At 44.1% G+C, this 25,209-nt stretch carries 26 protein-coding genes and 1 pseudogene; 25 read left to right on the top strand and 2 right to left on the bottom strand.

Going from position 1 to position 25,209, the window contains the following annotated elements; translation table 11 throughout:
- The 16 genes and pseudogenes from ACM6JA_RS29165 to ACM6JA_RS29090 form a co-directional block, all read left to right on the top strand.
- Positions 1–1,050: a nucleotidyltransferase family protein gene (locus ACM6JA_RS29165; protein ID WP_414855346.1), complete on the top strand. Its 1,050-nt coding sequence runs from the start codon at positions 1–3 to the stop codon at positions 1,048–1,050.
- Entirely contained in the window at positions 1,047–1,958 is a 912-nt protein-coding gene (locus ACM6JA_RS29160; protein ID WP_414855214.1) for a Gfo/Idh/MocA family protein, read from the top strand. The genes ACM6JA_RS29165 and ACM6JA_RS29160 overlap by 4 nt, the downstream gene beginning before the upstream one ends.
- Positions 1,955–2,674, top strand: coding sequence for a cytidylyltransferase domain-containing protein (locus ACM6JA_RS29155; protein ID WP_414855213.1), 720 nt, complete (start codon positions 1,955–1,957; stop codon positions 2,672–2,674). The genes ACM6JA_RS29160 and ACM6JA_RS29155 overlap by 4 nt, the downstream gene beginning before the upstream one ends.
- Positions 2,655–3,482, top strand: a complete 828-nt coding sequence (locus ACM6JA_RS29150) for an SDR family oxidoreductase (protein ID WP_414855212.1) — start codon at positions 2,655–2,657, stop codon at positions 3,480–3,482. The genes ACM6JA_RS29155 and ACM6JA_RS29150 overlap by 20 nt, the downstream gene beginning before the upstream one ends.
- Positions 3,483–3,521: 39 nt before the next feature.
- On the top strand, positions 3,522–4,403 hold the full coding sequence (locus ACM6JA_RS29145) for an SGNH/GDSL hydrolase family protein (RefSeq protein ID WP_414855211.1): 882 nt from the start codon (positions 3,522–3,524) through the stop codon (positions 4,401–4,403).
- Positions 4,403–5,425 (top strand): Gfo/Idh/MocA family protein, encoded by a 1,023-nt coding sequence (locus tag ACM6JA_RS29140; RefSeq protein WP_414855345.1) that lies wholly within the window; start codon positions 4,403–4,405, stop codon positions 5,423–5,425. The genes ACM6JA_RS29145 and ACM6JA_RS29140 overlap by 1 nt, the downstream gene beginning before the upstream one ends.
- 11 nt (positions 5,426–5,436) lie before the next feature.
- Entirely contained in the window at positions 5,437–6,423 is a 987-nt protein-coding gene (locus tag ACM6JA_RS29135) for a Gfo/Idh/MocA family protein (RefSeq protein ID WP_414855210.1), read from the top strand.
- A 60-nt stretch (positions 6,424–6,483) separates the two neighbouring features.
- Positions 6,484–6,819: a flagellar protein FlaG gene (gene flaG, locus ACM6JA_RS29130; protein ID WP_414855209.1), complete on the top strand. Its 336-nt coding sequence runs from the start codon at positions 6,484–6,486 to the stop codon at positions 6,817–6,819.
- Between the two features lie 12 nt (positions 6,820–6,831).
- Positions 6,832–8,340: a flagellar filament capping protein FliD gene (gene fliD / locus ACM6JA_RS29125; protein WP_414855208.1), complete on the top strand. Its 1,509-nt coding sequence runs from the start codon at positions 6,832–6,834 to the stop codon at positions 8,338–8,340.
- 14 nt (positions 8,341–8,354) lie between these two features.
- A complete protein-coding gene (fliS, locus tag ACM6JA_RS29120) occupies positions 8,355–8,732 on the top strand; it encodes a flagellar export chaperone FliS (protein ID WP_414855207.1) in 378 nt (125 codons plus the stop codon).
- Positions 8,733–8,745: 13 nt separating this feature from the next.
- Complete coding sequence (locus tag ACM6JA_RS29115; protein WP_414855205.1) at positions 8,746–9,105, top strand: flagellar protein FliT; 360 nt, start codon at positions 8,746–8,748, stop codon at positions 9,103–9,105.
- A 379-nt stretch (positions 9,106–9,484) separates the two neighbouring features.
- A complete protein-coding gene (locus ACM6JA_RS29110) occupies positions 9,485–10,294 on the top strand; it encodes a motility protein A (protein WP_007718192.1) in 810 nt (269 codons plus the stop codon).
- A complete protein-coding gene (locus ACM6JA_RS29105) occupies positions 10,287–11,072 on the top strand; it encodes an OmpA family protein (protein WP_414855204.1) in 786 nt (261 codons plus the stop codon). Before ACM6JA_RS29110 ends, ACM6JA_RS29105 begins: the two co-directional genes overlap by 8 nt.
- Before the next feature lie 289 nt (positions 11,073–11,361).
- Complete coding sequence (locus ACM6JA_RS29100) at positions 11,362–12,153, top strand: basic amino acid ABC transporter substrate-binding protein (protein WP_007718196.1); 792 nt, start codon at positions 11,362–11,364, stop codon at positions 12,151–12,153.
- A gap of 88 nt (positions 12,154–12,241) precedes the next feature.
- A complete protein-coding gene (locus ACM6JA_RS29095; RefSeq protein ID WP_047069746.1) occupies positions 12,242–12,916 on the top strand; it encodes an amino acid ABC transporter permease in 675 nt (224 codons plus the stop codon).
- Positions 12,912–13,046, top strand: a pseudogene (locus ACM6JA_RS29090) (cold shock domain-containing protein); the annotation flags it as partial. The gene ACM6JA_RS29095 and the pseudogene ACM6JA_RS29090, both read left to right, overlap by 5 nt.
- 66 nt (positions 13,047–13,112) lie before the next feature.
- Here the strand turns inward: ACM6JA_RS29090 and ACM6JA_RS29085 are convergent.
- The gene (locus tag ACM6JA_RS29085) at positions 13,113–14,165 is read right to left on the bottom strand and encodes an HD-GYP domain-containing protein (protein ID WP_414855203.1); all 1,053 of its coding nucleotides are present in this window, start codon (positions 14,163–14,165) and stop codon (positions 13,113–13,115) included.
- 209 nt (positions 14,166–14,374) lie between these two features.
- Here ACM6JA_RS29085 and hpf point away from each other — a divergent pair, with 209 nt between their 5' ends.
- From hpf to prfB, 4 genes are all read left to right on the top strand, one after another.
- The gene (gene hpf, locus ACM6JA_RS29080) at positions 14,375–14,938 is read left to right on the top strand and encodes a ribosome hibernation-promoting factor, HPF/YfiA family (RefSeq protein ID WP_414855202.1); all 564 of its coding nucleotides are present in this window, start codon (positions 14,375–14,377) and stop codon (positions 14,936–14,938) included.
- Positions 14,939–15,138: 200 nt separating this feature from the next.
- Positions 15,139–17,658, top strand: coding sequence for a preprotein translocase subunit SecA (secA, locus tag ACM6JA_RS29075; protein ID WP_414855201.1), 2,520 nt, complete (start codon positions 15,139–15,141; stop codon positions 17,656–17,658).
- A 245-nt stretch (positions 17,659–17,903) separates the two neighbouring features.
- Positions 17,904–18,365 (top strand): hypothetical protein, encoded by a 462-nt coding sequence (locus tag ACM6JA_RS29070; protein ID WP_414855200.1) that lies wholly within the window; start codon positions 17,904–17,906, stop codon positions 18,363–18,365.
- Between the two features lie 114 nt (positions 18,366–18,479).
- A protein-coding gene (prfB, locus tag ACM6JA_RS29065) for a peptide chain release factor 2 (protein ID WP_414855199.1) occupies positions 18,480–19,593 on the top strand; the annotation gives its coding sequence in 2 pieces (ribosomal slippage) (positions 18,480–18,560 and positions 18,562–19,593; 1,113 coding nt in all).
- Here prfB and ACM6JA_RS29060 read toward each other — a convergent pair.
- Positions 19,583–21,016 (bottom strand): PAS domain S-box protein, encoded by a 1,434-nt coding sequence (locus ACM6JA_RS29060; protein WP_414855198.1) that lies wholly within the window; start codon positions 21,014–21,016, stop codon positions 19,583–19,585. The two genes, prfB and ACM6JA_RS29060, sit on opposite strands and share 11 nt — an antisense overlap.
- 143 nt (positions 21,017–21,159) lie before the next feature.
- Here ACM6JA_RS29060 and ACM6JA_RS29055 point away from each other — a divergent pair, with 143 nt between their 5' ends.
- The 5 genes from ACM6JA_RS29055 to ACM6JA_RS29035 all read left to right on the top strand — a co-directional run bounded on the left by ACM6JA_RS29055 (position 21,160) and on the right by ACM6JA_RS29035 (position 25,083).
- Positions 21,160–21,429, top strand: a complete 270-nt coding sequence (locus ACM6JA_RS29055; protein WP_047069739.1) for a YciI family protein — start codon at positions 21,160–21,162, stop codon at positions 21,427–21,429.
- A 76-nt stretch (positions 21,430–21,505) separates the two neighbouring features.
- The gene (locus tag ACM6JA_RS29050) at positions 21,506–21,895 is read left to right on the top strand and encodes a c-type cytochrome (protein WP_026043384.1); all 390 of its coding nucleotides are present in this window, start codon (positions 21,506–21,508) and stop codon (positions 21,893–21,895) included.
- 136 nt (positions 21,896–22,031) lie between these two features.
- Positions 22,032–23,072, top strand: coding sequence for an N-acetyl-gamma-glutamyl-phosphate reductase (gene argC / locus ACM6JA_RS29045; protein WP_414855197.1), 1,041 nt, complete (start codon positions 22,032–22,034; stop codon positions 23,070–23,072).
- 13 nt (positions 23,073–23,085) lie between these two features.
- Positions 23,086–23,883, top strand: a complete 798-nt coding sequence (gene argB / locus ACM6JA_RS29040; RefSeq protein WP_414855196.1) for an acetylglutamate kinase — start codon at positions 23,086–23,088, stop codon at positions 23,881–23,883.
- An 18-nt stretch (positions 23,884–23,901) separates the two neighbouring features.
- Positions 23,902–25,083: an aspartate aminotransferase family protein gene (locus ACM6JA_RS29035; RefSeq protein ID WP_414855195.1), complete on the top strand. Its 1,182-nt coding sequence runs from the start codon at positions 23,902–23,904 to the stop codon at positions 25,081–25,083.
- Positions 25,084–25,209: the final 126 nt, after the last annotated feature.

Genomic DNA, 25,209 nt, shown 5'->3' with positions numbered 1-25,209 from the left:
CTGTTGAACTGGAGAGACCTTTTGGTGTCACCTCAAACTCCTATCATCAACACGTTAGAAATTATTGATAAAAACGCTAGGCAAATTGCACTTGTAGTAGACAATAAGGATCGGTTGCTAGGTACTGTTACAGATGGTGATATTCGGAGAGGCCTTTTAAAAGGCAGAGATCTTCAAGAGGAAATCTCAACGGTTATGAACCCTTATCCTACTGTTGCATCACCTTATGATAATCGTGAAGACATACTGGCTCTAATGAGAATTAAGCAAATTCACCAGATTCCTATTGTGGATGAAGATGGTCGAATTATACATGTGGAAATTTTAGATGAGTTACTTCGCCCAAAGCAAAAGGATAATTGGGTCGTGCTTATGGCAGGTGGGTTGGGGACACGACTTCAACCATTAACATACGATTGCCCGAAGCCATTACTAAAAGTAGGAAATAAACCAATACTTGAAACAATTTTACAAAGTTTTATTGACCAAGGCTTTCATAAGTTCTACATCTCAGTTAAATATAAAGCGGAGATGATTCAAGGGTATTTTGGTAACGGAGACCGTTGGGGTGTGACAATACGATATTTATATGAACAAGAGTCTCTTGGTACTGCTGGAGCTTTAAGCTTGTTACCTGAACGACCCAATAATTCATTTATTGTTATGAACGGAGATTTGCTTACAAAAGTGCATTTTGAACAGTTGCTAGATTTTCACAAGACTTATCAAGCTTATGCAACGATGTGTGTGCGAGAGTATGATCATCAAATCCCCTATGGTGTCGTTAGGCTCGAAAAACAAAGATTAACGAGCATTGAGGAGAAACCGATGCAACGTTTTTTTGTTAATGCAGGGATATATGTACTCAACCCTAATGTTCTTGACTACATCAAGCATAATCAGTATTTAGACATGCCAAGTCTGTTTGAAGAACTAATGCAGGAAGAGAAAAATACAATTGCATTCCCTATTCGAGAATACTGGTTAGATATTGGACGTATGACTGACTACGAAAAGGCCAACAAAGAATACATGGAGGTATTCAGTTGAAAGCGATCGTCATTGGGTTTGGATCTATCGGGATGAGACACGCTAGATTACTTGATAAACTCGGGTGTAAAGTTGCAGTTGTGAGTAGTCGTATTATCGAATGGGATTGTCACTATTTTTCACTCACGGAAGCACTACAAATAGAAGAGCCCGATTATGTAATTGTTGCTAATCGTACTTCTGAACACTATAAAACATTACATGAATTAAGTAGAAATGGGTTCAAGGGGACTGTTTTAGTCGAAAAACCACTATTTGATCAAGAAAATGAAGTTCCCCCTAATGATTTTCAAAATCTTTATGTAGGGTATAATCTTCGTTTTCACCCAGGAATAAAAAAACTAAAGAGTTATTTAGAGAACGAAAAAATATTATCGTTTCACGTTTATACTGGTCAATATCTTCCTCAATGGAGACCACAAATCGACTATAGGACCGCCTACTCTTCCAGGAAGGAAGATGGGGGTGGCGTTCTAAGAGATTTAAGCCACGAACTTGATTACGTAAATTGGCTCCTCGGTGGTTGGGAGAGGTTAACAGCCTTAGGAGGGCAGTTCAGTAGTTTAGAAATTAATAGTGATGATATATTCTCTATCTTATTGCAGACAAAGAAATGTCCCGTGGTCACAATCAATATAAATTATATGGATAGGCTTGCAAAACGATTTGTAATAGTGAATACAGAAAATAATACGATTAAATTAGACATGATTAATAATGAAATAGTAGTTAACGATGAAAAAGAGACATTCGAAGTACCAAGAGATTTTACATATATCGAACAGCATACTGCAGTTTTGAATGGAAATATGCAGGACTTATGCAGTCTTGATGAAGCAATTGAAGTAATGGGTATGATCAAAGCTGTAGAAGAGGCCAACTTGGAGCAAAGGTGGATTAGAAAATGAAAAGAATATGTACAATTTGTGCTAGAGGAGGTTCAAAAGGAGTAAAAAATAAAAATGTACGCCTTTTACTGGGCCATCCTCTTATAGCATTTAGTATCAGACAAGCGAAATTATCAGGTTTATTTGACTGTGTGGCTGTAAGTAGTGATTCAAAAGATATTTTAGAAGCTGCAAGAACATATGGAGCTGACGTCTTAATCGAACGACCGATTGAAATGGCCACTGATGAATCTGCAAAACTGCCTGCAATTCAGCATTGTGTAAAAGAAGTAGAGGCTAGGTTGGGAGTATCTTTTGACATTATTGTCGACTTAGATGCAACATCTCCGTTACGAGATGTTAGTGATTTAAATTCGGCAGTAGAATTATTTGAAAAGAAGAAAGGATCTAATCTTATTACCGCAGCTCCCGCAAGAAGATCTCCTTACTTCAATTTAGTGGAATTGAATTCCAAAGGTTATGTATACCTATCAAAAAAGCTTGAAAAACCTATTGTGAGAAGGCAGGACTCTCCAAAATGTTTTGACATGAATGCTTCTATATATGTATGGACCCGCAATGCTTTCTTTGAAAAACATACTGTATTTAATGACGATACATTACTGTATGAAATGCCAGAGGATCGCTCTATTGATATTGATTCGGAGATAGATTTCAAATTTGTTGAATTCTTAATGAGCCAAAAGAGGGATAGTTATGAAGCCTTATTTGTTTAAGAATTTGTTTGATTTACAGGGGAAAACTGCGGTTGTAACAGGTGGACTTGGAATTCTAGGGAAGAGAATTTGCCAAGGTTTAGCGGAATTCGGAGCAAATGTTGTTGTTGTGGATTTAAACGAGAATGATGCAATTGCTTTTGCCGATGAGCTTACCGATGTCCACGGAGTTAAATGCTTAGGTGTTCAATGTGATGTTTCTTCGACTGAATCAGTTAAAGAGATGGTTGAGAAGACCGTTAAGGCTTTTGGCGAAATTCATATTCTCCATAATAACGCAGCGAGTAAATCAAGTGATCTGGATGCTTTCTTCGCCCCGTTCGAAGAATACTCATTGGATCAATGGCGAGAAATTATGGCAGTGAACATTGATGGTATGTTTTTAGTAGCGCAATCGATCGGAAAACAAATGGTTCTTCAAGGAAAAGGCGGCTCAATTATTCAAACTGCTTCAATTTATGGGATCGTAGCTCCAGATAACAGAATTTATGAAGGGTCTCATTATTTGGGTAAACAGATAAACACTCCAGCTGTTTATTCTGCATCAAAAGCCTCTGTAGTTGGATTGACAAAGTATTTATCCAGTTATTGGGCGTCTCATGGAATTAGAGTTAATACCCTTATTCCTGGGGGAATTCAAAGTGGGCAGAATGAAACATTTATTACAAAATATTCAAATCGTGTACCGTTGGGAAGAATGGGGAGACCTGAAGAAATCGTTGGGGCAGTGGTTTACTTGGCATCTGATGCATCAAGTTACGTAACTGGACAACAATTTGTAATCGACGGTGGTTTATCGGTCTGGTAAAACTATCGGATAGAAAACTGAAAAGACTGGTGAACTCATATGAATATCCTTATTCTTGGCGATTCCCTTGCACTACCACGTCCTCATAGAATTAATAATTTTGATCCGATTCAAGATAAAGAATTAGCAGTTCATTTTAATGAGACTTACGGGTTTTTATTAGAGAAAGAATTACGATCTCAATTTACTGAAATGAATTTTACCGTCACCAATCGTGCTCAACGATTCTCTACTATAAAAAATATTTCCGAACAATTTACTGACCACCTTTTTTTCTTTCAACCAGATGTCATTGTTATGCAAGTAGGTATTGTTGATTGTTGGTTTAGAGAGGAACTGGGTGGGAAGCAAATAGTTGAAATTGAAGAATTTGAGCAATACTACAAGAAAATTATCTCATTAGTAGAGCTGCGCCCTCAAACGAAACTAATTGTAATAGGGATCTGTAAAACTTCTTTGAAGATGGAACAACGTTATCCCGGAACATTAACACAAATTTCTTTGTACAATGATATTTTAAAAAACGGCGAAAACCACAGCCAAGTGTTTTTTATAGATATGGAAACACATATTGAGCCAAGCGATCCGCATGTTTACTTACTGCCAGATGACCATCATTTGAACAAGCGAGGTAATTTGTTGGTCAGCACTTTTTTACTCAATATAATCATAGCATTCTATGAGAATATAGCGGGTTGTAACGCCTTTGAAACAGAGATAGATACAAGTTATAAGCATTTTACTCGATCTTTTGGGTATTACCCATATTATGGAGATAACCTTTATAATCTTATATACCTTTCATTTCAGATGCAAGACTTGAAAAAGACAACTGAGTATATCAAGTTTGTGAGGGAAAATAAAATTAAGCATACGCTTTTACCTCAACTTGTGGACATGATTAAGGAGCAAATTAAGTGATGAAAACGATCGGGATTATTGGGCTAGGACCGATGGGACAAAGATATGTAAATGCTGTTCAAACCATGGAAGAAATTAGAATAGCTGTAGCTGATGTGAGAGCAGACGCAGTTAAGAAAATTGAAGATTTCCACCTAAAACAAGAGGTATCCATATATTCTAATCATTTGGACATGCTGCAAAATGAGCGGGTTGACATCTTAATCATAGCCACTAATGGGCCAAGTCATTATCCTCTTTTTTTAGATGCAATGAAGTACGGTGTGAAAAAAGTCATTTGTGAGAAACCAATTGCAATATCAATATCCCAGGCTAAAGATATGGTAAACAAATCTAAGGCAGAGGGGATGATGCTTGCAGTTAATCATGGGAGAAGATGGTCCAAAGATTACGTGGCGTTACGGGATAAATTAAGAAGCGAAGTTATTGGGCCAGTAGAAAGCGTGATGTTTTCAATGGGCGGCGGTCAATTGGGATGCAATGGTACTCATTTTATTGATCTGGTGAGCTTTTTATTAGATCAGAAAGTGGTACAAGTATGCGGCTTCCTAAATGATGAAAACATACCAAATCCACGTGGAGCTCAATTTAAAGATCCTGGGGGTTATGCGATCTTCCATTTTAGTTCAGGAACACGCATGTTCTTTGAAATGACTGATGATTTGGGAATTCCCCCGTTACTTATAATAAATGGTAAATACGGTCGAATTATTATTAATGAATTAAAGCGATCATACACGGTTGAAGCGAGAGAAAAGCAAGATCAAGAGTTATCAGTGACTAGGTATGGAACTCCATTACAATTAATGGAGGAATGCAATCTTGAGCTTGATATTATTACCTTAAGTCGTGATCTAGTAATGAGCTTACTTAGAGACGAGATTCCCGCTAATCCGCTACATGCTGTTGAGGCATTAGAGGTGGTTATTGGAATGCATTACTCCCACGAAATGGGGAATAAAATGATTGAGCTTCCTCTTACTGATCAAGAATACTCAAACAAATTGTTTTCGTTTACTTAAGGGAGGTTCTCATGATATCTCTGGGGATAGTTGGAACTGGTACAATTGCTCCTTTCTATATAACAGCCATTAATTGGCTAAATGAAAATAAAAACTCTAATATACGAGTAAGTGCGGCCGTAAATCGTACCAGAGAAAGTAACGAGAGAGCGAAGCATGAACTAAAGATACCAAGGACGTATACTACTATTATTGACATGCTTGAAAATGAGAAATTAGATGGAGTGATTATAGCAGTACCTGCTAGCCAAATTTATGATGTCACTTCAGCATTGATCCCATATCAAGTTCCTTTACTGATTGAAAAGCCACCCGGTTTAACAGCACAACAAACGAAATCTTTAGAGGTATTGTCCAAGCAGCACGGTACAAGCATAATGGTAGGTTTTAACCGTCGATTTTACAGCATAGTTAGTCAGGCAAAAAATGTCATTGAGGAAGCTGGCGGTCTGCTCGGAATGCGCATGGATGTATTTGAGAGGTATCGATCGCTTCGAGAAAATAATTATTCCCCCGAAAAGCTGGAGATGTTATTTACAGGAAATAGCATCCATTGTATTGACTTGATTCGCTATTTCTGTGGTGACCCAAAAAGGGTGAATGCGTTTCATAATTCACAGGATGTAGAGCCTTTTAATCATCGATATGCTGCTCTTATTGTTTCAGAATCAAATATACCAGTTACATTTCAGGCGTACTGGCATGCCCTTGGAAATTGGAACTACGAAATATACATCCCAGATGGAAAAATACAGTTCTCTAATCTGGAAGAAGCCCATGTTTTTCTAAGAAATAAGGAGCCTTACCGGTTACTTCCTGAAGCAGCAGATGTTAATGCTAAACCTGGTTTTGCAAATCAAATCTTGTATTTTATTAACAATGTAGTAACACAGAGTCAAAGTGCAGTATATGAGGGCAGTATGTCCATTCAAGATGCTGTTCGAACGATGCAATTAGTAGAATCACTTAACCCATCAACAGAGGAATGTCTAATCTAAAAGTTTTAGTAAAAAAAACCGATAACTATCTTAAGAAAATATTTCTTAAGGAGGATTGCAATGGAAGTCGGTTCATTAAATACCTTCGGAAAAGCGAAACCGTACACTGAGTTAGTTCAGAATAACAATCAGTCCCAAGAAAAGCCAGCGCCTATAGAGCATTCGCAGCAGAGTAAACGTGATTTAGAACATGAAATATCAGGCATAAACAAGTGGTTGCAATCAAGCAGTTCCCACATTAAGTTTACCCTTCATGAGGATCTCAATGAGTATTATGTTCAGGTTATTAATGACCAGACAAACGAGGTGATACGTGAGATCCCTTCAAAAAAAATGATGGATATGGTAGCGAAAATGCATGAAATGATCGGATTGCTTGTTGACGAAAAGAGATAGGAGGCTACATTCATGGGAATACGAATTAGTGGTATGGCTTCAGGAATGGACACTGAAAAAATAATTAAAGACTTGATGAAAGCTCAACGCGAACCTGTCAATCGCCTACAACGGAATAAATATAGTGTTGAATGGAAGCGCGATGCTTATCGAGATATGAATACGATTCTTGCAGACTTGCAGAATTCAATGAAAAGTCTACGGATGTCAGGGAGTTTTAATAAAAAGATTGCTTCCTCCGAGAATGACACAATTGCATCTGCTAAGGTAGCAGGTAAACCTAGTCTATCTTCATATTCTATAGAGGTAGAGAGCTTGGCTAAAGCTGGTACACCTCCAAAAGCTGAGTTCAACCCAGCGTCTACAGATCCCAAAGTTCCAATTGGTGGATCGAATTTTACTATCACAATTAGTAAGGATTCGAACGGTGACGGCACAATTGATTCAAATGACACTGTTGGTGTACCTATAACTGTTTCAGGAACGAATGACTCTTTGGATAGCATTATCCAAAATATCAATAATGCAAATGCCGGAGTCAAGGCAAGTTATTTTAATAATAAGCTTGTACTGACTTCAGAGGATGGCAAACAGTTTAAAGTAGATACTTCCAATTCAAATAACCTAAACATAGGTTCAACTACCTCTACTGCCGGTACCGCTGGAACTCCTGCAAAATTTAAGATTAATGGCGTAGAATATACATCGGCAACAAACTCTTTTTCATTTGATGGCATCGATCTTACCTTAAAACAAGCTAATGTTGGCGCACCCGTAGTAGTCAGTACTAAGACTGATGAAGATGCTGTTTTTAATATGGTAAAAGACTTTGTCGACAAGTATAACGCAGTTCTTGAGACAATCAATAAGAAGATAGCTGAACCAAAATACAAGGGTTATCAGCCTTTATTAGAAGAAGAAAAGGAAGCGCTGCCTGAAAAAACGGCTGAAAAAATGGAGAACATGGCAAAAAGTGGTGTTCTCTTGAGGGATCCTATTCTTACGAGCGGATTGAATGAACTACGACGTGCGATCAGCACACCATTGCAGGTTGCGGGTACTAATCCAGCATTTGATACACTTTCTGAGATTGGGATTGGTGGTGCTCCAAGTGGTAAAAATGCTTATCTCGAAAACGGAAAGCTATATATTGATGAAACCAAGCTTCGTGAATCTATCCGTAATAATGGCGATGATGTACTGAAACTGTTTACAAACTATAGTAGTAGTAGTAATGCTTCGACAAAGTATAGTGAAAGCGGAGTAGCGGAGCGTTTGTATAATCAATTAAATCAGGTCATAGACAAGATAACAAAGGAAGCAGGAGCAGTAGGAACAATTGCAGACGATAGCAATTTAAGCAAGAAAATTAAGCAGACTGATGATGATATTGATCGTTGGGAAGATCGTCTTAAAATGATCGAAGACCGTTACTGGAAACAATACAGTGCCATGGAAAAAGCAATGTCGAAATCTCAATCCCAAGGCTCTTGGTTTGCACAAATGTTAGGACAGAAATAACAGGAGTGATGCAGATGTTACAAAATGCTGCACAGACATACCAGTCCAATCAGGTAACAACCGCTACCCCTGCTGATTTGACACTGATGCTGTACAATGGGGCACTCAAGTTCATTAAACAGGCAAAGGCAGCTCTAGAGGAAAAAGACATAATAAAAGCCCATGAGGCCTCTCTGAAAGTACAGAATATCATTTATGAGCTGATGTCTACCTTAAACAGCGATTATGATATATCCAAGGAATTCTCCAAGCTCTACAAATATATGCTTCAACGTACAATCGAGGCTAATATGCGTAAAGACGTAAGCATTCTTCTGGAAGTAGAAGAACTTTTTGTTCAATTCCGTGACACTTGGAAAGAAGCCATGCTATTGGCGAAAAGACAAGGGTAGGGTATTAGGGGATATGGAAAAAACAGTTGATGTTCTTCTAGTTAGCCTGTTAGAAACAACATTACGCTTAGAACAAGTAGTAGGTGTAAAGGATTCTGAACCAGATGAATGGTTGTCTTTATTGGATGAGCGAGAAGATGCGATATCACAAATTCAGCAATACGAGTTAAACAGTGAATCACTATCATCAACTCAAAAGCAACACTTAGAACAGATTTACAATATTAACCAACGCCTTATTCCACTAATTGACGGGAGAAAGCAAGGCGTCCAGCAGCAACTTAACAACGTACAACGAAGCAAGCTCGCAATGAATACGTACAACGAAGTAGGTCCAAATGGCTACGGTGCCTTTTTCGACCGCAAAAAATAAAAACGGCCGGGGAACCGGCCGTGTTCTTTTAACAAAGTATTCACGCATATAGATCGGTTTTACGAGAGATGGATGACTAGCCTGAGCCTCTTGAACATTTTGCTGCGTTTTAGCAAGACCCTCCAACATCATGGAAGCTTGTGCTTGTGCAGTTGCCTGGACTTGCTTCGTTAAACTAATGGTAACGGCTTGTTTTAATTGTACGGCATTCACAGATGGTCACCTCTTTGGTAGATTTGCTTTCTTTATCATTATCGACATTTTCTGTAACAAGCTTCACTATAACCATGACTTCATTCTCTCACCTCTTTTCCACCATCTGCTATAATTTAAGAACATGAAGAACATCTTGTTGAAAAACTAGGAAGGTGAATCACTTGTGTCCACAAAACGCCGCTCTCTCGTCTTAATCGGAGCCGTCCTCCTCATCTTCATACACGCGGTCTACCTAAACGGAACCTTATCGGACCTCCTCAACGTAACCGCCATTGAGCTAGTCGCGCTCTCCGTAGTCATGTCCTACGCAGTCAAACGCAAGCATCTCGACTTGAAAAAAATCTGGCGCCTGCTCATCCACGGCCGACAAAGTAACGTCGAAGAAACGATCAAGCGCTTCTACTACTACGCGCTCGTCCAGAAGGAACAGGGCTATATCGCGCTCGAAAAGGAGCTGCAACAAGAACCCGATTCATTTGTCCAACGCGGATGCTTGCTGGCGATCGAGGGTGTTCCCGAAGAAGAGCTGCGCTTGATCCTGGAGAACGAGCTCAAGGGCGAGCAGTATCGCTACCAACAATCAGCAGGGTTCTTCCGTCTCATTAGCTTGTTGGCGCCGGGGATGGGGTTGGTTGGTACGCTTCTGGGGATGACGGGCGTACTGAAGTCGCTCGAAGACATGGCCTTGACCGGACACAGTCTGAGCGCAGCGGTCGTAGCGACGCTGTATGGCGCACTCTTGGCGAATCTGTTCGCGTTGCCGTGTTACTATCGCCTGATGGATCTGTACGACCGGGAAATGTTTGAAAAACGTCTTTTTGTCGAAGGGTGTATTGGTCTCCAGCGCATGGAGACACCACGCTTGTTGTTTGAAAAGCTGAATTCATTCTTGCCAGGTGACCAAAAGCTGGTGCTGATTAAAGAGGCAGGCAGCATGAAGGGCACGATTGAAAGGCAGGACCGCTATGCATGACGAACGGTTATACGACGAAAAAGAGCTAGAGAAAAGCTGGCTGCTTAGCTATAGTGACCTGATTACGCTGTTGTTCGTGATCGTGATTATTATCGCGGCGACGCAGACGAAGAGCATTCAAGCACAAAAAGATGAAGTCCAAAAGGAAAAAGCGAGCTTGGAGCAGGTGCATGAGAGTCTCGACTTGCTCAACCTGCAAAAGCTGGAGCTGCAGCGAGAGGTCTACCAATTGGAGGCTCGCCAGAAGGAGCTCAAGGGCGAAAAAGTAAAAGAAGGCTCTGAAGACACCGTAAACGTGCCGAAGCCGCCAATGGGCATATCTGACTCGAGTGAGCGCGATATGGAGACGGTACGCAACCAGCTATCCTCCGCTTTGGCTGAGCTGAATCTCGACTACGAGGAGACCGAAGAAGGCTTGCGTATCCGTTTGCCGGAAACGATTTTGTTTACGAGTGGTTCGGCAGACCTACAAGCCCAAGGGAAGCAAGTCGTCGGGACGGTAGCAGGGGTTTTGAAGCGCTTTGAGCACAAGGTGCGAATCGAGGGCTATACAGATGATGTGCCGATATCTCGCAGTACCTACCAATCCAACTGGGAGCTATCCTCGGCGCGCGCGATCTCTGTCATGCGTGAAATGGTGGATGCTCACTCCTTACCAGCGTCTCGCTTTACAGTGGCAGGCTTGGGGGAATACAAACCGCTTGTGGACAACTCCAACGCGGAGAACCGTTCGAAGAATCGTCGGGTAGAGATCGTGATTTTGGGGGAAAAAGAATAATTCATTATTTTCAGATAAAAGCAGGATTTTTATATGCAGGATAGAACTATATCCCGTATATATGAATCCTGTTTTTTTGCTGCTAGATCTACTTATTCTCCCATTTCGTTCCCCTTACTTTCGTACTAAAGTGGCAGAATATACAGGAAAATGGTTATACCCAGCTTGTGCACAAGGGTATGTGGATAATGTGGATAACTCTGTGGAGAACGCAAAAAATCCGTAATTTCCATGTGGACATTGCTGGGGACAAAATGGGCAGATAGAGAGACACAAGGGGGATTTCGAAATGCGTATCGGAACAAATTGGTTCAAATCGCTCGCGTTGGTCGTCGGTGTGGGGGTACTCCTCGCAGGCTGTGGATCGGGTGGTCAGCAAACGTCTGGCAGTGGCGGTTCGGGTGACAAGGTGTACGTAGTCGGTACAGATGCGGCATATCCACCATTCCAAATGCTTGAGGCTGACAAGATTAGTGGCCACGACATCGATGTAATGAACGCGATCGCGGAAGCTGGCGGATTCAAGATCGAGTGGAAAAACACCGGGTGGGACCCGCTTTTTGATGGACTGGACAAAGGGACGGTTGATATTGGGATCTCGTCCATCACGATCACGGAGAAGCGCAAGGAGAAATACGATTTTTCGGACTCATACTTTGAAGCGAATCAACTCATTCTGGTAGCGGAAGATTCTCCAGTGACGAAGCTGGCAGATTTGAAAGGCAAGAAGATCGGGGTTCAAGCTGCGACTACGGGTGAAGAAGTGGTCAAAAAAGCGTTTGGAGATACGTACGAAGGCTTGAAAGGCTATGACGACATGCCATCCTCCGTCGATGACTTCTTTAATGGTCGAGTCGATGCAGTGATTGGCGACAATGGCGTTTTGTCATACTACGTGAATAAAGTCAAAGATAAGAAGTTTAAGCTGATTAAAGATGATTCCTTTGAAAAGGAATTTTACGGAATTATCGTAAAAAAGGGCAATACCGATGCGATGAAAAAAATCAACGACGGATTGAAAAAGATAAAAGAAAATGGAAAGCTGCAGGAAATTTACACCCAGTACTTTGGCAATAAGTAGGCAGCAAAATGGCCGGGTGCGTCTCTACGACGTAGCCGGCGTTTGTTCGCAACTTGGCTTGCTGACATGAAGAAGGGAGGATTAGCCATTGGACTGGAGTGTCATCTACGACTACCGAGAACTGTTTATCCGAGGCATTATTAATACGATTTTACTAACGGCAGTGGCTACGGTTTGCGGAACATTTTTGGGGTTGTTCATCAGCTTGGGCAAAATGTCCTCCAAACGAATCTTGCGGTGGACCTGTTCGATTTATGTAGAGCTGTTTCGGGGAACCCCGATGTTGGTCCAAATTTTGCTGATTCATTTTGCGGTGATTCCGTCGATTTGGGGTATTCTGTATCCGGGAGCGAGCAGTCCGGAAGCGATTTATTCAGGCTTCGTCGCGCTTTCGCTCAATGCAGCTGCCTATATGGCGGAAATCTTTCGGGCTGGCATCCAATCAATTGATCCAGGGCAAATGGAAGCGGCACGATCACTTGGTATGAACAAGGGCCTTGCCATGCGCCAAATTATACTTCCACAAGCATTTACACGTATGCTGCCTGCGATCGGAAATGAGTTTATTGCTCTCTTAAAAGATTCATCCCTACTAGCAGTAATCGCGACACCGGAATTAAACTACGCAGCCATGAACGTGGCGAAAAGTACATTTGAGCGCTACCCCCCGTATTTAACGGAAGCGGCGGTTTACCTGGTACTTACGTTGTTCTTGTCCCGTGTAGTTGTGCGAGGACTTGAGAAAAAATATTCCACACGGTGATGACGTATTCGTCCATTTTTCGGCGATTCAGTCGGAAGGGTTTCGTTCGTTAGATGAGGGACAGGCTGTAGAATTCGACATTGTGGAAGGGGACCGCAGTCCACAAGCGGCGAACGTCGTGAAGTTATAAACGAAACAAATAGCAAAATCCCCCTGATTCCTTGATCGGACAGGGGGATTCGTTTTTTCAACGTGTTTAACTGATCATTCTTTGAATGCGTAGGGAGCGCTGGAGTCTCAGGTCTATAAAATCATTACCTCTACGAACGAGAGGGCGCATAGGCTCATCGGTATGAATCATAATGATTTCGACGTGGTCGCCATTGTTCAAAAGCGCATGGGAGCCGACGTAAAGTAAGATAATGTAATGGATAAAACGAGATACAATCATCGGATTTAATTGGCCAGTACAAGCTAACTCCCACAGAACATTCGCGGCTTCAAAGGGAGAGGTTCCCTTCCGATACACGCGATCTGTGCATATCGCATCAAATACGTCTGCGACACTGATGATTTGGCATTCAAAAGGAATGCCATCTTTTTTGCGTCCGAGGGGATATCCACTTCCATCCCAACGTTCGTGATGCATCAGAGCGCATTGTGCCAGCAAGTTGTCGGCATCGTCCATGGTGCGCAGGAGCTCGTAGCCGTATACGGTATGCTTTTTCATAATCGTATACTCTTCGTCTGTCAAACGCTCTGGTTTGGACAGCAGCTCATCGGGAATCTTCATCTTGCCGATGTCATGGAGAAGACCTGCAAGGCCCAAAAAATGAACATCACGTTGCGGCAAGCCTATGATTTTTCCGATTAAAGCTGCCACGATACCTACATGCAGGGAGTGGCGATACGTATAACTTTCTGTTCCTTCATTCAAATAAATGAAGCGCAGAAATCTCATGTGATGAAGAACTTGATCGAGCATAGGATGAACAGCGTCGCTAAATTGTTGCAGTCGGGGGGTATCCCCATTTGCGAGCTGGTTAAATAAATACTCGGTCTTTTGTACGGCCACCATATAGGCCTTTGCAGCCTCTGCCTCACTCCAATGAAGGAGAGGAAAAGGCATTTCGGGTGCTTCCGAGTCAGTAGTAACGTGTACGGCTTCTACCAGGTGAGCCTCTAGCAGTCGTATATCACTTAGATGAAGGGTTGCACCAGCGGGTAGTAAAAGCAGACCGTACTCATTGTAGACGTCTTGAGCGAGCGTTGTTCCGATAAGTGAATGGGAAGGTTTTACCTCTGCCATGAGGATTCCTCCAGTGCGATGTACGACCGCGATATAGGATTGGATGACTACCTGTCCTATTATAGCATAGGGAATCTAGTAAGTATTGGTAAAATAATGTCGGATATTGATGGTTTGTAAAAGATTTGCAAAGATTTTTTTAATCTGAGTGGAAGGATTATTTACAGAAGTGGCGAATAGGTATGTATAGACGGAAGGAGGTTGGAACCATGAAATTTAACATTCGTGGAGAAAACATTCAAGTCACCGCTGCACTTAGAGAATATGTCGAAAAGAAAGTCGGCCGTCTGGAAAAATATTTTGAAAGTCCACAGCCTACAGAAGTACAAGTCACCATGCATGTACATCGCGGAGAAGGCACGATCGAGGTAACTATCCCACTGAGTGGGGTCATTATCCGAGCGGAGGAAACGCACGAAGATATGTATGCTGCTATCGATCTGGTAGTAGAAAAGCTGGAACGTCAGATTCGCAAACACAAAACGAAGCTGATGAGGAAGCTTCGGGTTGATTCGACAGGAAGAATCGCACAGCGTGAGAGTCAGCCAGTAGCAGTCATGATCCCGGATGTGGATGAGGATGATATCGACATAGATATCGATATCGTTCGAACCAAACGCTTCGATCTGAAGCCGATGGATGCACAGGAAGCGGTCATGCAAATGGATATGCTGGGACACAGCTTCTTCGTTTTCCAAAACAGTGACACCAATGACGTCAGTGTGGTGTATCGCCGCAATGATGGGCGTTACGGATTGATTGAACCAAAATAACGAAACTTTACACATTCTCATTCGTATAAGACTAGGGAGTTGCTATTGGCAACTCCCTTTACTTGTGTAGAGGATGCTCTATTTGATAAAATATCTTTTTAGAAAGTATTATTTTCGTAGAATCGGTATCCTTATTTTATTATCTGGACTCATGCTGGCTTGTGCATTTTTGTTTGGCAGCATATGGAAGGGGTGTCCTCATGTTAGGACTCGTTAAAAAGATATTCGGCGATAGCAATGAACGTGAAGTAAAGAAAATGTTTAAGCGTGTAGAAAGTATCAACGCGCTGGAACCAACGATTAAGGTACTCTCGGATGACCAATTGCGTGAGAAGACTGCTGAGTTTAAGGCTCGCTTGGCAAATGGAGAAGAACTGGACAAAATTTTGAATGAAGCGTTTGCCGTTGTACGTGAAGCATCGATCCGTGTACTGGGCATGCGTCACTTTGACGTCCAGATGATTGGTGGTATGGTGCTTCAGGAAGGCCGTATCTCCGAGATGAAGACAGGTGAAGGTAAAACGCTGGTTGCGACACTGGCGACATACCTGAATGCCTTGATGGGCAAAGGCGTCCACGTCGTTACCGTGAACGAATACTTGGCTGAGCGTGACTCGACCATCATGGGTAGGCTGTATAACTTCCTCGGACTGACAGTCGGTTTGAATAAGAATGGACTGAGCCCTGAAGAAAAACGCGAAGCATACGCGTGTGACATTACGTATGGTACGAACAATGAGTTTGGTTTCGATTATCTGCGTGACAATATGGTTCTGTACAAGGAACAAATGGTGCAACGTCCGCTCTTCTTCGCTATCATCGACGAGGTTGACAGCATTTTGATTGACGAAGCACGTACGCCGTTGATCATCTCCGGTTCTGCTAACAAATCGACAGAGCTGTACTACATCTGCTCGCATTTTGTGAAACGCCTGGAAGAAGAAAAAGATTTCACAATCGATGAGAAGCTGAAAATCGTCAACCTCACAGATGAAGGTGTAACCAAAGTCGAACAGGCATTCAACATCGACAACCTGTACGATACGGCACATATCACGTTGAACCACCACATTACGGCGGCGTTGAAAGCACAAGTGCTATTCAAGCGCGATGTCGATTATGTGGTGCAGGAAGGCGAAGTTGTGATCGTTGACGAGTTCACCGGCCGTCTGATGGTTGGACGTCGTTACAGCGATGGCTTGCATCAAGCGATTGAAGCCAAAGAAGGTCTGCGTGTCCAAAGCGAGAGCATGACACTGGCGACCATTACCTTGCAAAACTACTTCCGTATGTACGCGAAGCTGGCGGGTATGACAGGTACAGCGAAGACGGAAGAAGAAGAGTTCAAAAAGATTTACGGTCTCGATGTTGTGGTTATTCCAACGAATAAGCCAGTACAGCGTGTCGATTCACCTGACCTTGTTTTCAAAACAGAGGCAGCCAAATATCGTGCGGTTGTAAACGACATTGTCGAGCGTCACAAAAAGGGCCAACCGATCTTGGTAGGTACCATCTCCATCGAAAACTCGGAGCGCTTGTCCCAAATGCTGAAGCAAAAAGGCGTACCTCATAACGTATTGAACGCGAAGCAGCATGAGCGCGAGGCGGAAATCGTTGCACGTGCAGGTGTGTACGGAGCGGTTACCATTGCGACAAACATGGCGGGTCGTGGTACGGACATTCAGCTTGGCGAAGGTGTTGCCGATGTAGGCGGTCTTCATATTATCGGTACAGAACGCCACGAGAGCCGTCGGATTGACAATCAGCTGCGCGGTCGTGCCGGTCGTCAGGGGGACCCGGGTTCATCCCAGTTCTTCCTCTCGATGCAAGATGAGCTGATGCGTCGTTTCGGTGCGGACAATATCATGAATATGATGGATCGCCTGGGTATGGAAGAGGATATGCCGATCGAGAGCCGCTTGGTTACTCGTGCGGTAGAATCCGCGCAGAAGCGTGTAGAGGGATCCAACTTCGATGCACGTAAAGGCGTTCTCCAGTACGACGACGTGATGAATCAGCAGCGTCTGGTTGTCTACAAACAGCGTAAAGACATCCTGGAACAGGAAAATCTCAGCGATGTTGCTTTGAATATGATCTACACTGTGATGGAGCGTGCAGTGTCTCTGCATTGTCCTAAAGAAGAGGTACCAGAGGATTGGGATCTGCAAGCATTGGCCGATGCTGCCAATAATGGGTTCCTCCATGAAGAAACGATTACGGCTAAAATGCTGAAAGGCATGGAAGCAGAAGAAATTCTCGAGCTGTTGAAAGCAGAAGTCGATAAGCAGTACAAACAGCGTGAAGAAGAAATCGGTGAATCGATTCGCGAGTTTGAAAAAGTCGTCATTCTGCGTGCAGTCGACAGCAAGTGGATGGATCACATCGATGCAATGGATCAGTTGCGTCAAGGGATTCACCTGCGCGCCTACGCACAAAACGACCCGCTTCGTGAGTACCAGTTCGAAGGATACGAAATGTATCAAGGTATGCTGGCTGCAGTTCAGGAAGAAGTCGCTATGTATATCATGAAGGCCGAAGTCAGCCAAAACCTGGAGCGTCAGGATGTTATTCGCGGTCAAGGAATCGACCCTGATAACTTGCAAACTTCCGGACCATCTGATCGTCCAGATCCGGAGACCTCCGGTGATGCTGATCCGAAAAACCGTGCACAGCGTCGCGCTCAGGAGCAGGGACGCAAACGTCAAAATAAGAAACAGTAAGCAAGGACAGAACATTCTTCTCGTATCGGCAAATTCGGTACGAGGGGGATGTTTTTTTCTTGCCCATTCCTAATGCCTTGACAGTATTCGTCCTCATCTATTCTTCCTCGTCTGATATTAACGATCAATTTGTCTAACACTGGTAAATGTGATCGAACGATTCAAGTGGTAATTATCTGAAAAATAAATAGAATCGTAAGTACAACACTTTTACCAAAAATTCACGAAGACGGGGGAATGAACAAATGAGAACGTCAGTGAACGTGATGGGGATACAAACGAAGAATATAATGGAGCGCATTTCCGTTACTTTAAAAGCAGTCCTAAAGACAGGAAAAGAAAATAAAAAAGTACAGCTGATTGAAAAGGAGGAGGGAATAGAATTACCGAGAGTCATCTCAGCGCAAGACCCGGTCTTTGAGGACAAGCGACTGATAGAGGAAATTCCGGAGCCGAATTGGAACGAGGCCTTGATTGCACCGCCGAATGGAATGGTGGATCGAACGCGTGAAAGTCCGCTAGCCAAAAAATATCGAAAAACACACAACTGGAAGCGACAAGCCTTCATCAAGCAAGCCTACCAGCTGAAAGCAAGCGAAGCTCGGCGTACCCATCTCTATCTGGTTACCGCACCACAGGCGGAAAATAAACAACCACATGAAATCCGAGACCTGAGATCCTCGCCATCACCACCGGTGGCAACGTGACAAAGTGTAGCGGCGAAGTCCCTTTTCTAAACGTGACAAGCTGCCGTATTTGCGCATCTGGCAAATTACGTTACAATAAAACATAGCTTACGTAAAGAGAAGGTGATTCGCAACATGGCATTAATCGATATTGCGGACATCAAACAAGAGATGTCTAGCATGGCTAAGCGTTTAGCGGATATTAGGGGGTCTCTTTGACCTCCCAGTAAAACAGGAACGAATCGGTGAACTGGAAGAGCGCATGCTGGCACCCGATTTTTGGGATGACAATGATGCAGCGCAGAAGACAATCAGTGAACTGAATGTAATCAAAAGCCTCGTAGAGACGATGGCTAAGCTGGATTCTCAGTACGAGGATCTCCAGGTAATGCTGGAGCTCGTCATCGAAGAAGGGGATACGTCCCTCATTCAAGATCTGTATGACAGTACGCAGGAGCTACGGAAGTCATTTGAGAGCTTTGAGCTGGAATTGCTTTTGAGTGATGAATACGACAAAAACAACGCCATTCTGGAGCTACATCCGGGAGCGGGTGGTACAGAGTCCCAGGATTGGGCGTCCATGCTGCTACGTATGTATACACGTTGGGGGGATGCCAAGGGCTTCAAGGTTGAAACATTGGACTATTTGCCTGGCGATGAAGCCGGTGTAAAAAGTGTCACTCTCCTCATTAAGGGCTACAATGCGTATGGCTACCTCAAATCAGAAAAAGGGGTTCATCGTCTTGTGCGGATATCTCCGTTTGATGCCTCTGGACGTCGTCACACATCGTTTGTGTCTTGCAACGTCCTACCGGAGATCGAAGACGATAATGTGGTAGACATACGTACAGAAGACCTGAAAGTCGATACGTATCGTTCCAGTGGTGCTGGTGGTCAGCATATCAACACGACTGACTCAGCTGTACGGATTACTCACTTGCCTTCTGGAATTGTGGTGACGTGTCAAACAGAACGCTCCCAGATTAAAAACCGGGAGCGTGCGATGAAGATGCTGACGGCACGATTGTTTGAGAAAAAACGGGAAGAACAAGAGAAAACGTTGGCCGCGATTCAAGGTGAACAAAAAGATATTGCATGGGGCAGCCAAATTCGTTCCTATGTCTTCCACCCATACAGTCTGGTAAAAGACCACCGGACGAATATGGAGGTAGGAAACGTTCAAGCAGTCATGGATGGTGATATTGATTCGTTTATCGATGCCTATCTGCGCGCGCAGATTAATCGTTAAACGAAACAGAAGGCTTCAAGGCTTTTGGTATGGAAATCGATACGGTGGTTCCTTTGCCGACATCGCTGGCGATGTTGATTGTACCGCCGTGATCGCGAATAATTTTTGTGCTTACCATTAACCCCAGGCCAGTTCCTGTTTCTTTTGTACTATAAAAAAGCTCTCCTAATCGAGGAAGTAGCTCGGCAGGGATACCTTGTCCTTGATCGCTGATTCGGATGATAACATCGGAAGATCGCTCTACAACCTTGATTGTGAGATTTCCACCTAACGGCATGGCTTCCATGCCGTTTTTTATGATGTTTATGAAGACTTGCTTGATTTGATATTCCTCACACAATATGAGGGACGTGACTTGCGGAAAATCAGTAAGAATGGATACGTTTTTTAGAAGTGCTTGTGGTTCCAAAAGCTTAATGACAGACGAAAGCAATGGCAAAAGTCCGTTGGGAGCAAATCGCAACGCTTGCGGCTTGGCCATAATCAAAAGCTCACTGGTAATCGAAGTGATCCGGTCGATTTCGGATCGCATAATTTGCAAGTATTGCTGATTGGCGAACTCGTCCCCTTCCATGAGTTGAATAAACCCTTTCAAGGCCGTAAGTGGATTGCGAATTTCATGGGCGATTCCCGCGGCAAGCTCTCCTAGAACTGACAGCTTGTCAGAGTAACGAAGCAATTCTTCTGATTGCCGACGTTCTGTAATATCACGTGCCACAAAAACCGTGCTGAGAATATTACCGCTCGAACAAATGTCAGGTGTTCCTTTCACATCGAACAGCAACATTCTACCGTCTGGGTGCAGGTAATGGTACTCGGCGTCAAGTGTGATCTTCTGCTTCATCATTTGAGCAAAATCGCTTTTTGCGTTGGTTACTTGCTCAGGATGAATCAAGATCGAAAAATGCTGGTTGATCACTTGATCAATCGTGAGACCACTAACCGCTTGAACAGAAGGGGAAGCGTAGGTAATAATTCCATCCACATTTACAATGAAAATCAAATCCATAATGTTTTCGGATATTAACCGAAAGTTCTCTTGCATCTGGTGAAGAGCCTCTTCCATTTTCTTTTGCTGCGTGATGTTTTTGGCAATGGAATAGCGACTGATTATTTCGCCATTTTGAAAAATAGGAAAGCTGGAAGCGATAATATCCACAACCTGCCCGTTTTTATGGAGCAACTGATAATGCTTATTTTTTCTGATTCCTGCAGAGAGGATTTGTTGTTTCTTACTGTCGAGACCTTCTGTAGAAGCAAGAATTTCCCAAATTTGCATGTGCAGCAATTCTTGAGAGGTGTATCCTACCAATGCTTCACCAGCAGCGTTTACTCCTGTGAATCTGCCCTGCATGTCGAACATGAAAACAGCGTCAGGATTGTTGTGGAAGAGAGATGTATATAACTGTATCTGCGTGCCCATACCTATCCGCCTCTCTGTTGCTACTTGCTACCTTTGAATCGTTCGCTGTAGAAAGGAAAAATCCTACCAGACAAAAGTCCGTATTCATAATTATGTTATACTTCATGAAAGACCAAGGTCATGAAAAAGGAGAGAAACCGTCCATGTTGTATGCCGCATTTTTGCCAATCGTGAATCAAGAGCTGAATGCTCAAGTAAGACCTGCGCATCTTACGTATATCAATGATTTGTACAAGCAGGGAAAAGTGTTCATGGCAGGACCCTTCACAGATAAGCTTGGCGGATTGGTTATTTATAAAGCGGATTCTCTGGAAGAGGCTCGCAAATTGGCTGAGGCTGATCCAGTTGTCGTGGAAGGCGCACGGACGTTGGAGTTACGTGAATGGAGCCCGTTAGAGTTTCCTTTGTCCTAAATGGCTGTAGCAAGAATGAGAAGTGGTAGTCGGAGGCATACTTAGCGAAGAAATCCGAAAAAAGGAGGGAACAGCCTTGAAACGTATTCCACTCGTTTTGACAGCGGCTGTACTCGCATTCTCGCTAAGTGCCTGTGGTACCAGCAAGCAAACACAGCCGCCAGCACAACAACCAGCAACAGAAACGCCGGCAGCTGAAAAACCAGCGACAGAAACACCTTCGACGACGCCATCCGGCAGCTATGATGCAGCAACTGCAGAAACCATGTTCAAAAATACCTGTGCAGGCTGCCACGGACAGACGTTGGAAGGGGCAGTTGGACCGAACTTGCAAAAGATCGGTAGTCAGTTGAACAAGGAGCAGATCCTGGGCATTTTGGAAAAAGGAAAAGGATCAATGCCTCCGGGTCTCGTCAAAGGAAAAGATGCAGAAAACATCGCTGCATGGTTAGCGGACAAAAAGTAAACAGGGCAACAAACCAGCGCTCGAGCAATCGGGCGCTTTTTTCTTTGGACGTAAAAAAGTTTTTCTGTTGTATTCTAAATGGATTTTTATTATTATTCATGTATAAAAATACGGAATTGAATAAAGGGGAGAGAGCATGGTTCGAGTCGGGATTGTTGGAGCAACGGGGTATGGTGGCGCGGAATTGATCCGTCTTTTGGCTGGGCATCCGCATGTTGAGATTGCAAACTTATATTCAAGTTCATCAGAAGGAGAAAGCTTGGAAAAATCGTTTCCACATGTAGTTGGGCTCGGGTTGCCCACATTGTCACCGATTGATGCAGACAGCATGAGTGGTGTGAACGATTTGATCTTCCTCGCTACGCCTGCGGGAGTAAGTAGCGGGCTGTCTCCGAAGCTGGTCGAAAAAGGCGTAAAGGTCATCGATTTATCCGGGGATTTTCGTCTGGAAAACGGTGCGGTCTACAAAACGTGGTACAAACATGAGCCGGCCCCTTCCCAATGGGTAGAAACAGCCGTTTACGGTTTAACCGAGTGGAATCAAGAGCAAGTGGCGGGTGCCAGTCTCATAGCAAATCCTGGCTGCTATCCCACTGCTACGCTCCTCGCCCTGCTTCCGCTGGTGAAGACAGGCTGGGTGCAGCCTAACAGTTGGATCGTCGATGCCAAATCAGGTGTGTCCGGTGCTGGACGTGGAGTATCGCTCGGTGTTCATTACAGCGAGATTAATGAAAGCATTCATGCATATAAAGTTGCGAATCATCAGCATACACCAGAGATTGAACAGGAGCTGCAAAAACAAAGCGGGGAAGAGACGCTTGTTCAATTTACGCCGCATCTGGTACCGATGACCCGAGGGATTTTAGTCACGGCTTACGGACAACTAACGACTGATGTCACACAAGCACAAATCCAGGAGCTATACGAAGCTACTTATGCGGATAAGCCTTTTGTGCGTGTACGTCCTGCAGGCAGTCATCCACATACGAAAGAAGTTTATGGTTCCAATTACTGCGATATCGCTATTCATGTTGATCAGCGCACGAAGCGTGTTATCTTGCTGTCGGTAATCGATAACATGATGAAGGGCGCAGCTGGTCAAGCTGTGCAAAACATGAATGCCATGTTTGATTTGCCTGAGAAAACGGGCTTGCCGCTCGTACCCGTATACCCGTAGAGGAGGAGAGCAGATGCAAGGGATTGTCGTGATCAAATGTGGCGGAAGCACCATGGATCAGCTACCTGACTCCTTCTTTCAGGCGATTGCCGGACTGCAGGCGCAAGGGCAAGAGCTCGTCATCGTCCATGGGGGCGGCCCTGCCATTAACAGTATGCTTGATCGAGTTCAGATCACTCCTCAATTTGTCGATGGGCTTCGTGTTACGTGCGAGGACACGCTGCGTGTTGTAGAGATGGTCTTGTGCGGTAACATCAATAAGGTGCTGGTAAAAAGGCTAACGCAGGCAGGAGCCAAGGCATGGGGAGTTAGTGGCATCGATGGTCAGACTCTTTTGGCAACAAAAACGCCAAAGCCACTCGGATGGGTAGGAGAAATCAAGAAGGCTGATACGACCATTCCGAAAGCGATTCTTGGGCAGGGCTATGTCCCGGTGATTGCTCCCCTTTCCGTTAGTGAAGAAGGCACAGAGACATTTAATGTCAATGCTGATGTAGCCGCAGGAGCGATTGCAGCAGCACTTAGCGCCGAAAAACTGATCATGGTGACTGACGTTCCGGGCATCATGCAGCCTCAGCCAGACGGAACCAAGGCAGTAGTGCCAGCCACAAGTGCAGAAGAGATTCAGGAAATGATTCGGGCAGAGATTATTACTGGAGGAATGATTCCGAAGGTTCAGGCAGCTCTCGACGCTCTTGGACAGGGTGTGGAGCAGGTTGTCATCTGCCGGGGAACCGCTGAAGATCTGCTCGGTGTTTGTGCGGGGCAGGCAGTTGGGACAACCGTTCGTATGAATGTTAATTACGCTTAGGTGAGGAGGGAAATGAATATGCATACAACAACAACGCCTGTGCATCTCATGAATAACTATGCGAGATGGCCAATTAGTTTGGTAAAAGGACAAGGAAACCAGGTGTGGGATGATCAAGGCAAGCAATATCTCGATTTTACCTCAGGAATTGCCGTGACCTCGTTAGGGCATGTCCCGCCAAAAGTAACGGCAAAGCTGCACGAACAGCTCGATACGTTGTGGCATTGCTCGAATCTGGTGCATGTTCCTCAGCAAGAGATTTTGGCGGAAAGACTGAGCCGTCTGTCTGGACTGGATCAAGCTTTTTTCTGCAACAGTGGGGCGGAGGCGAATGAAGGGTTGATCAAGCTCGCCCGCCGCTATGCACAAAAAGTAAAAGGGACTGACCGTTACGAAATCATCAGCTTTGAACAGTCTTTTCATGGACGGACATTGGCTACCTTGACGGCTACTGGACAGGAAAAGGTGAAGGACGGATTCGCACCATTGCCGCAAGGATTTGTCACCGTTCCTTACAACGACCTTGATGCAGTCAAGTCAGCAATTACAGACAAGACATGCGCGATCATGCTGGAGCTGGTTCAGGGAGAAGGCGGCGTACATCCGGCAGAAGAGGCGTGGGTGAAGGTGCTGCGTGAATTGTGCGATGCGCACGGATTACTCCTGTTAATCGATGAGATACAGACTGGGGTTGGTCGCACGGGTACATGGTTTGCCTTCCAGCAATATGACGTGAAGCCAGATGCGATTTCATTGGCAAAAGGCTTGGGAAGTGGGTTCCCGATTGGTGCGGTCGTCGCGACTAAGGAAGTAGCAGAAGCGTTTGCTCCAGGTACGCATGGTACTACTTTTGGCGGGAATCCATTGGCAGCAACAGCTGGAATCGCGACGCTTGCGACGATGGAAGAGGAGCAGATTTTGGAGCGGGTAGCCCATATCCATGACGTATTGATCAAAGAGCTGGAGAAGCTCAAGGCAGAGCACCCAGACAAAGTGGTTACGGTTCGGGGAAAAGGATTGCTTCTTGGTGTGGAGCTAACGATTCCTGCTGGTGAGCTGGTTGCGTATGCACGGGAAAAAGGAGTCATTCTGCTGATGGCTGGCCCACAAGTAGTGAGACTCTTGCCTTCGTTTGTAACGACCGATGATGAAGTAAAGCAGGCCATTGCTGTATTAAGCGAGGCGCTATCTCAGGTTTAGATGAAAAAGCAAAGAATGCAACGAGTGAAAGTGGTCAAAAAACTCGTTGCATTTTTATAATCTCAAATGTATATTAATACAAAAGGTTGCATAAATTTTCGATAAGAGCAATCAGGCCGGTGCCCA

This window comes from Brevibacillus sp. IT-7CA2, assembly GCF_949767855.1.
Lineage (GTDB): Bacteria > Bacillota > Bacilli > Brevibacillales > Brevibacillaceae > Brevibacillus.
This window is presented reverse-complemented; position numbering and strand designations above follow the sequence as displayed.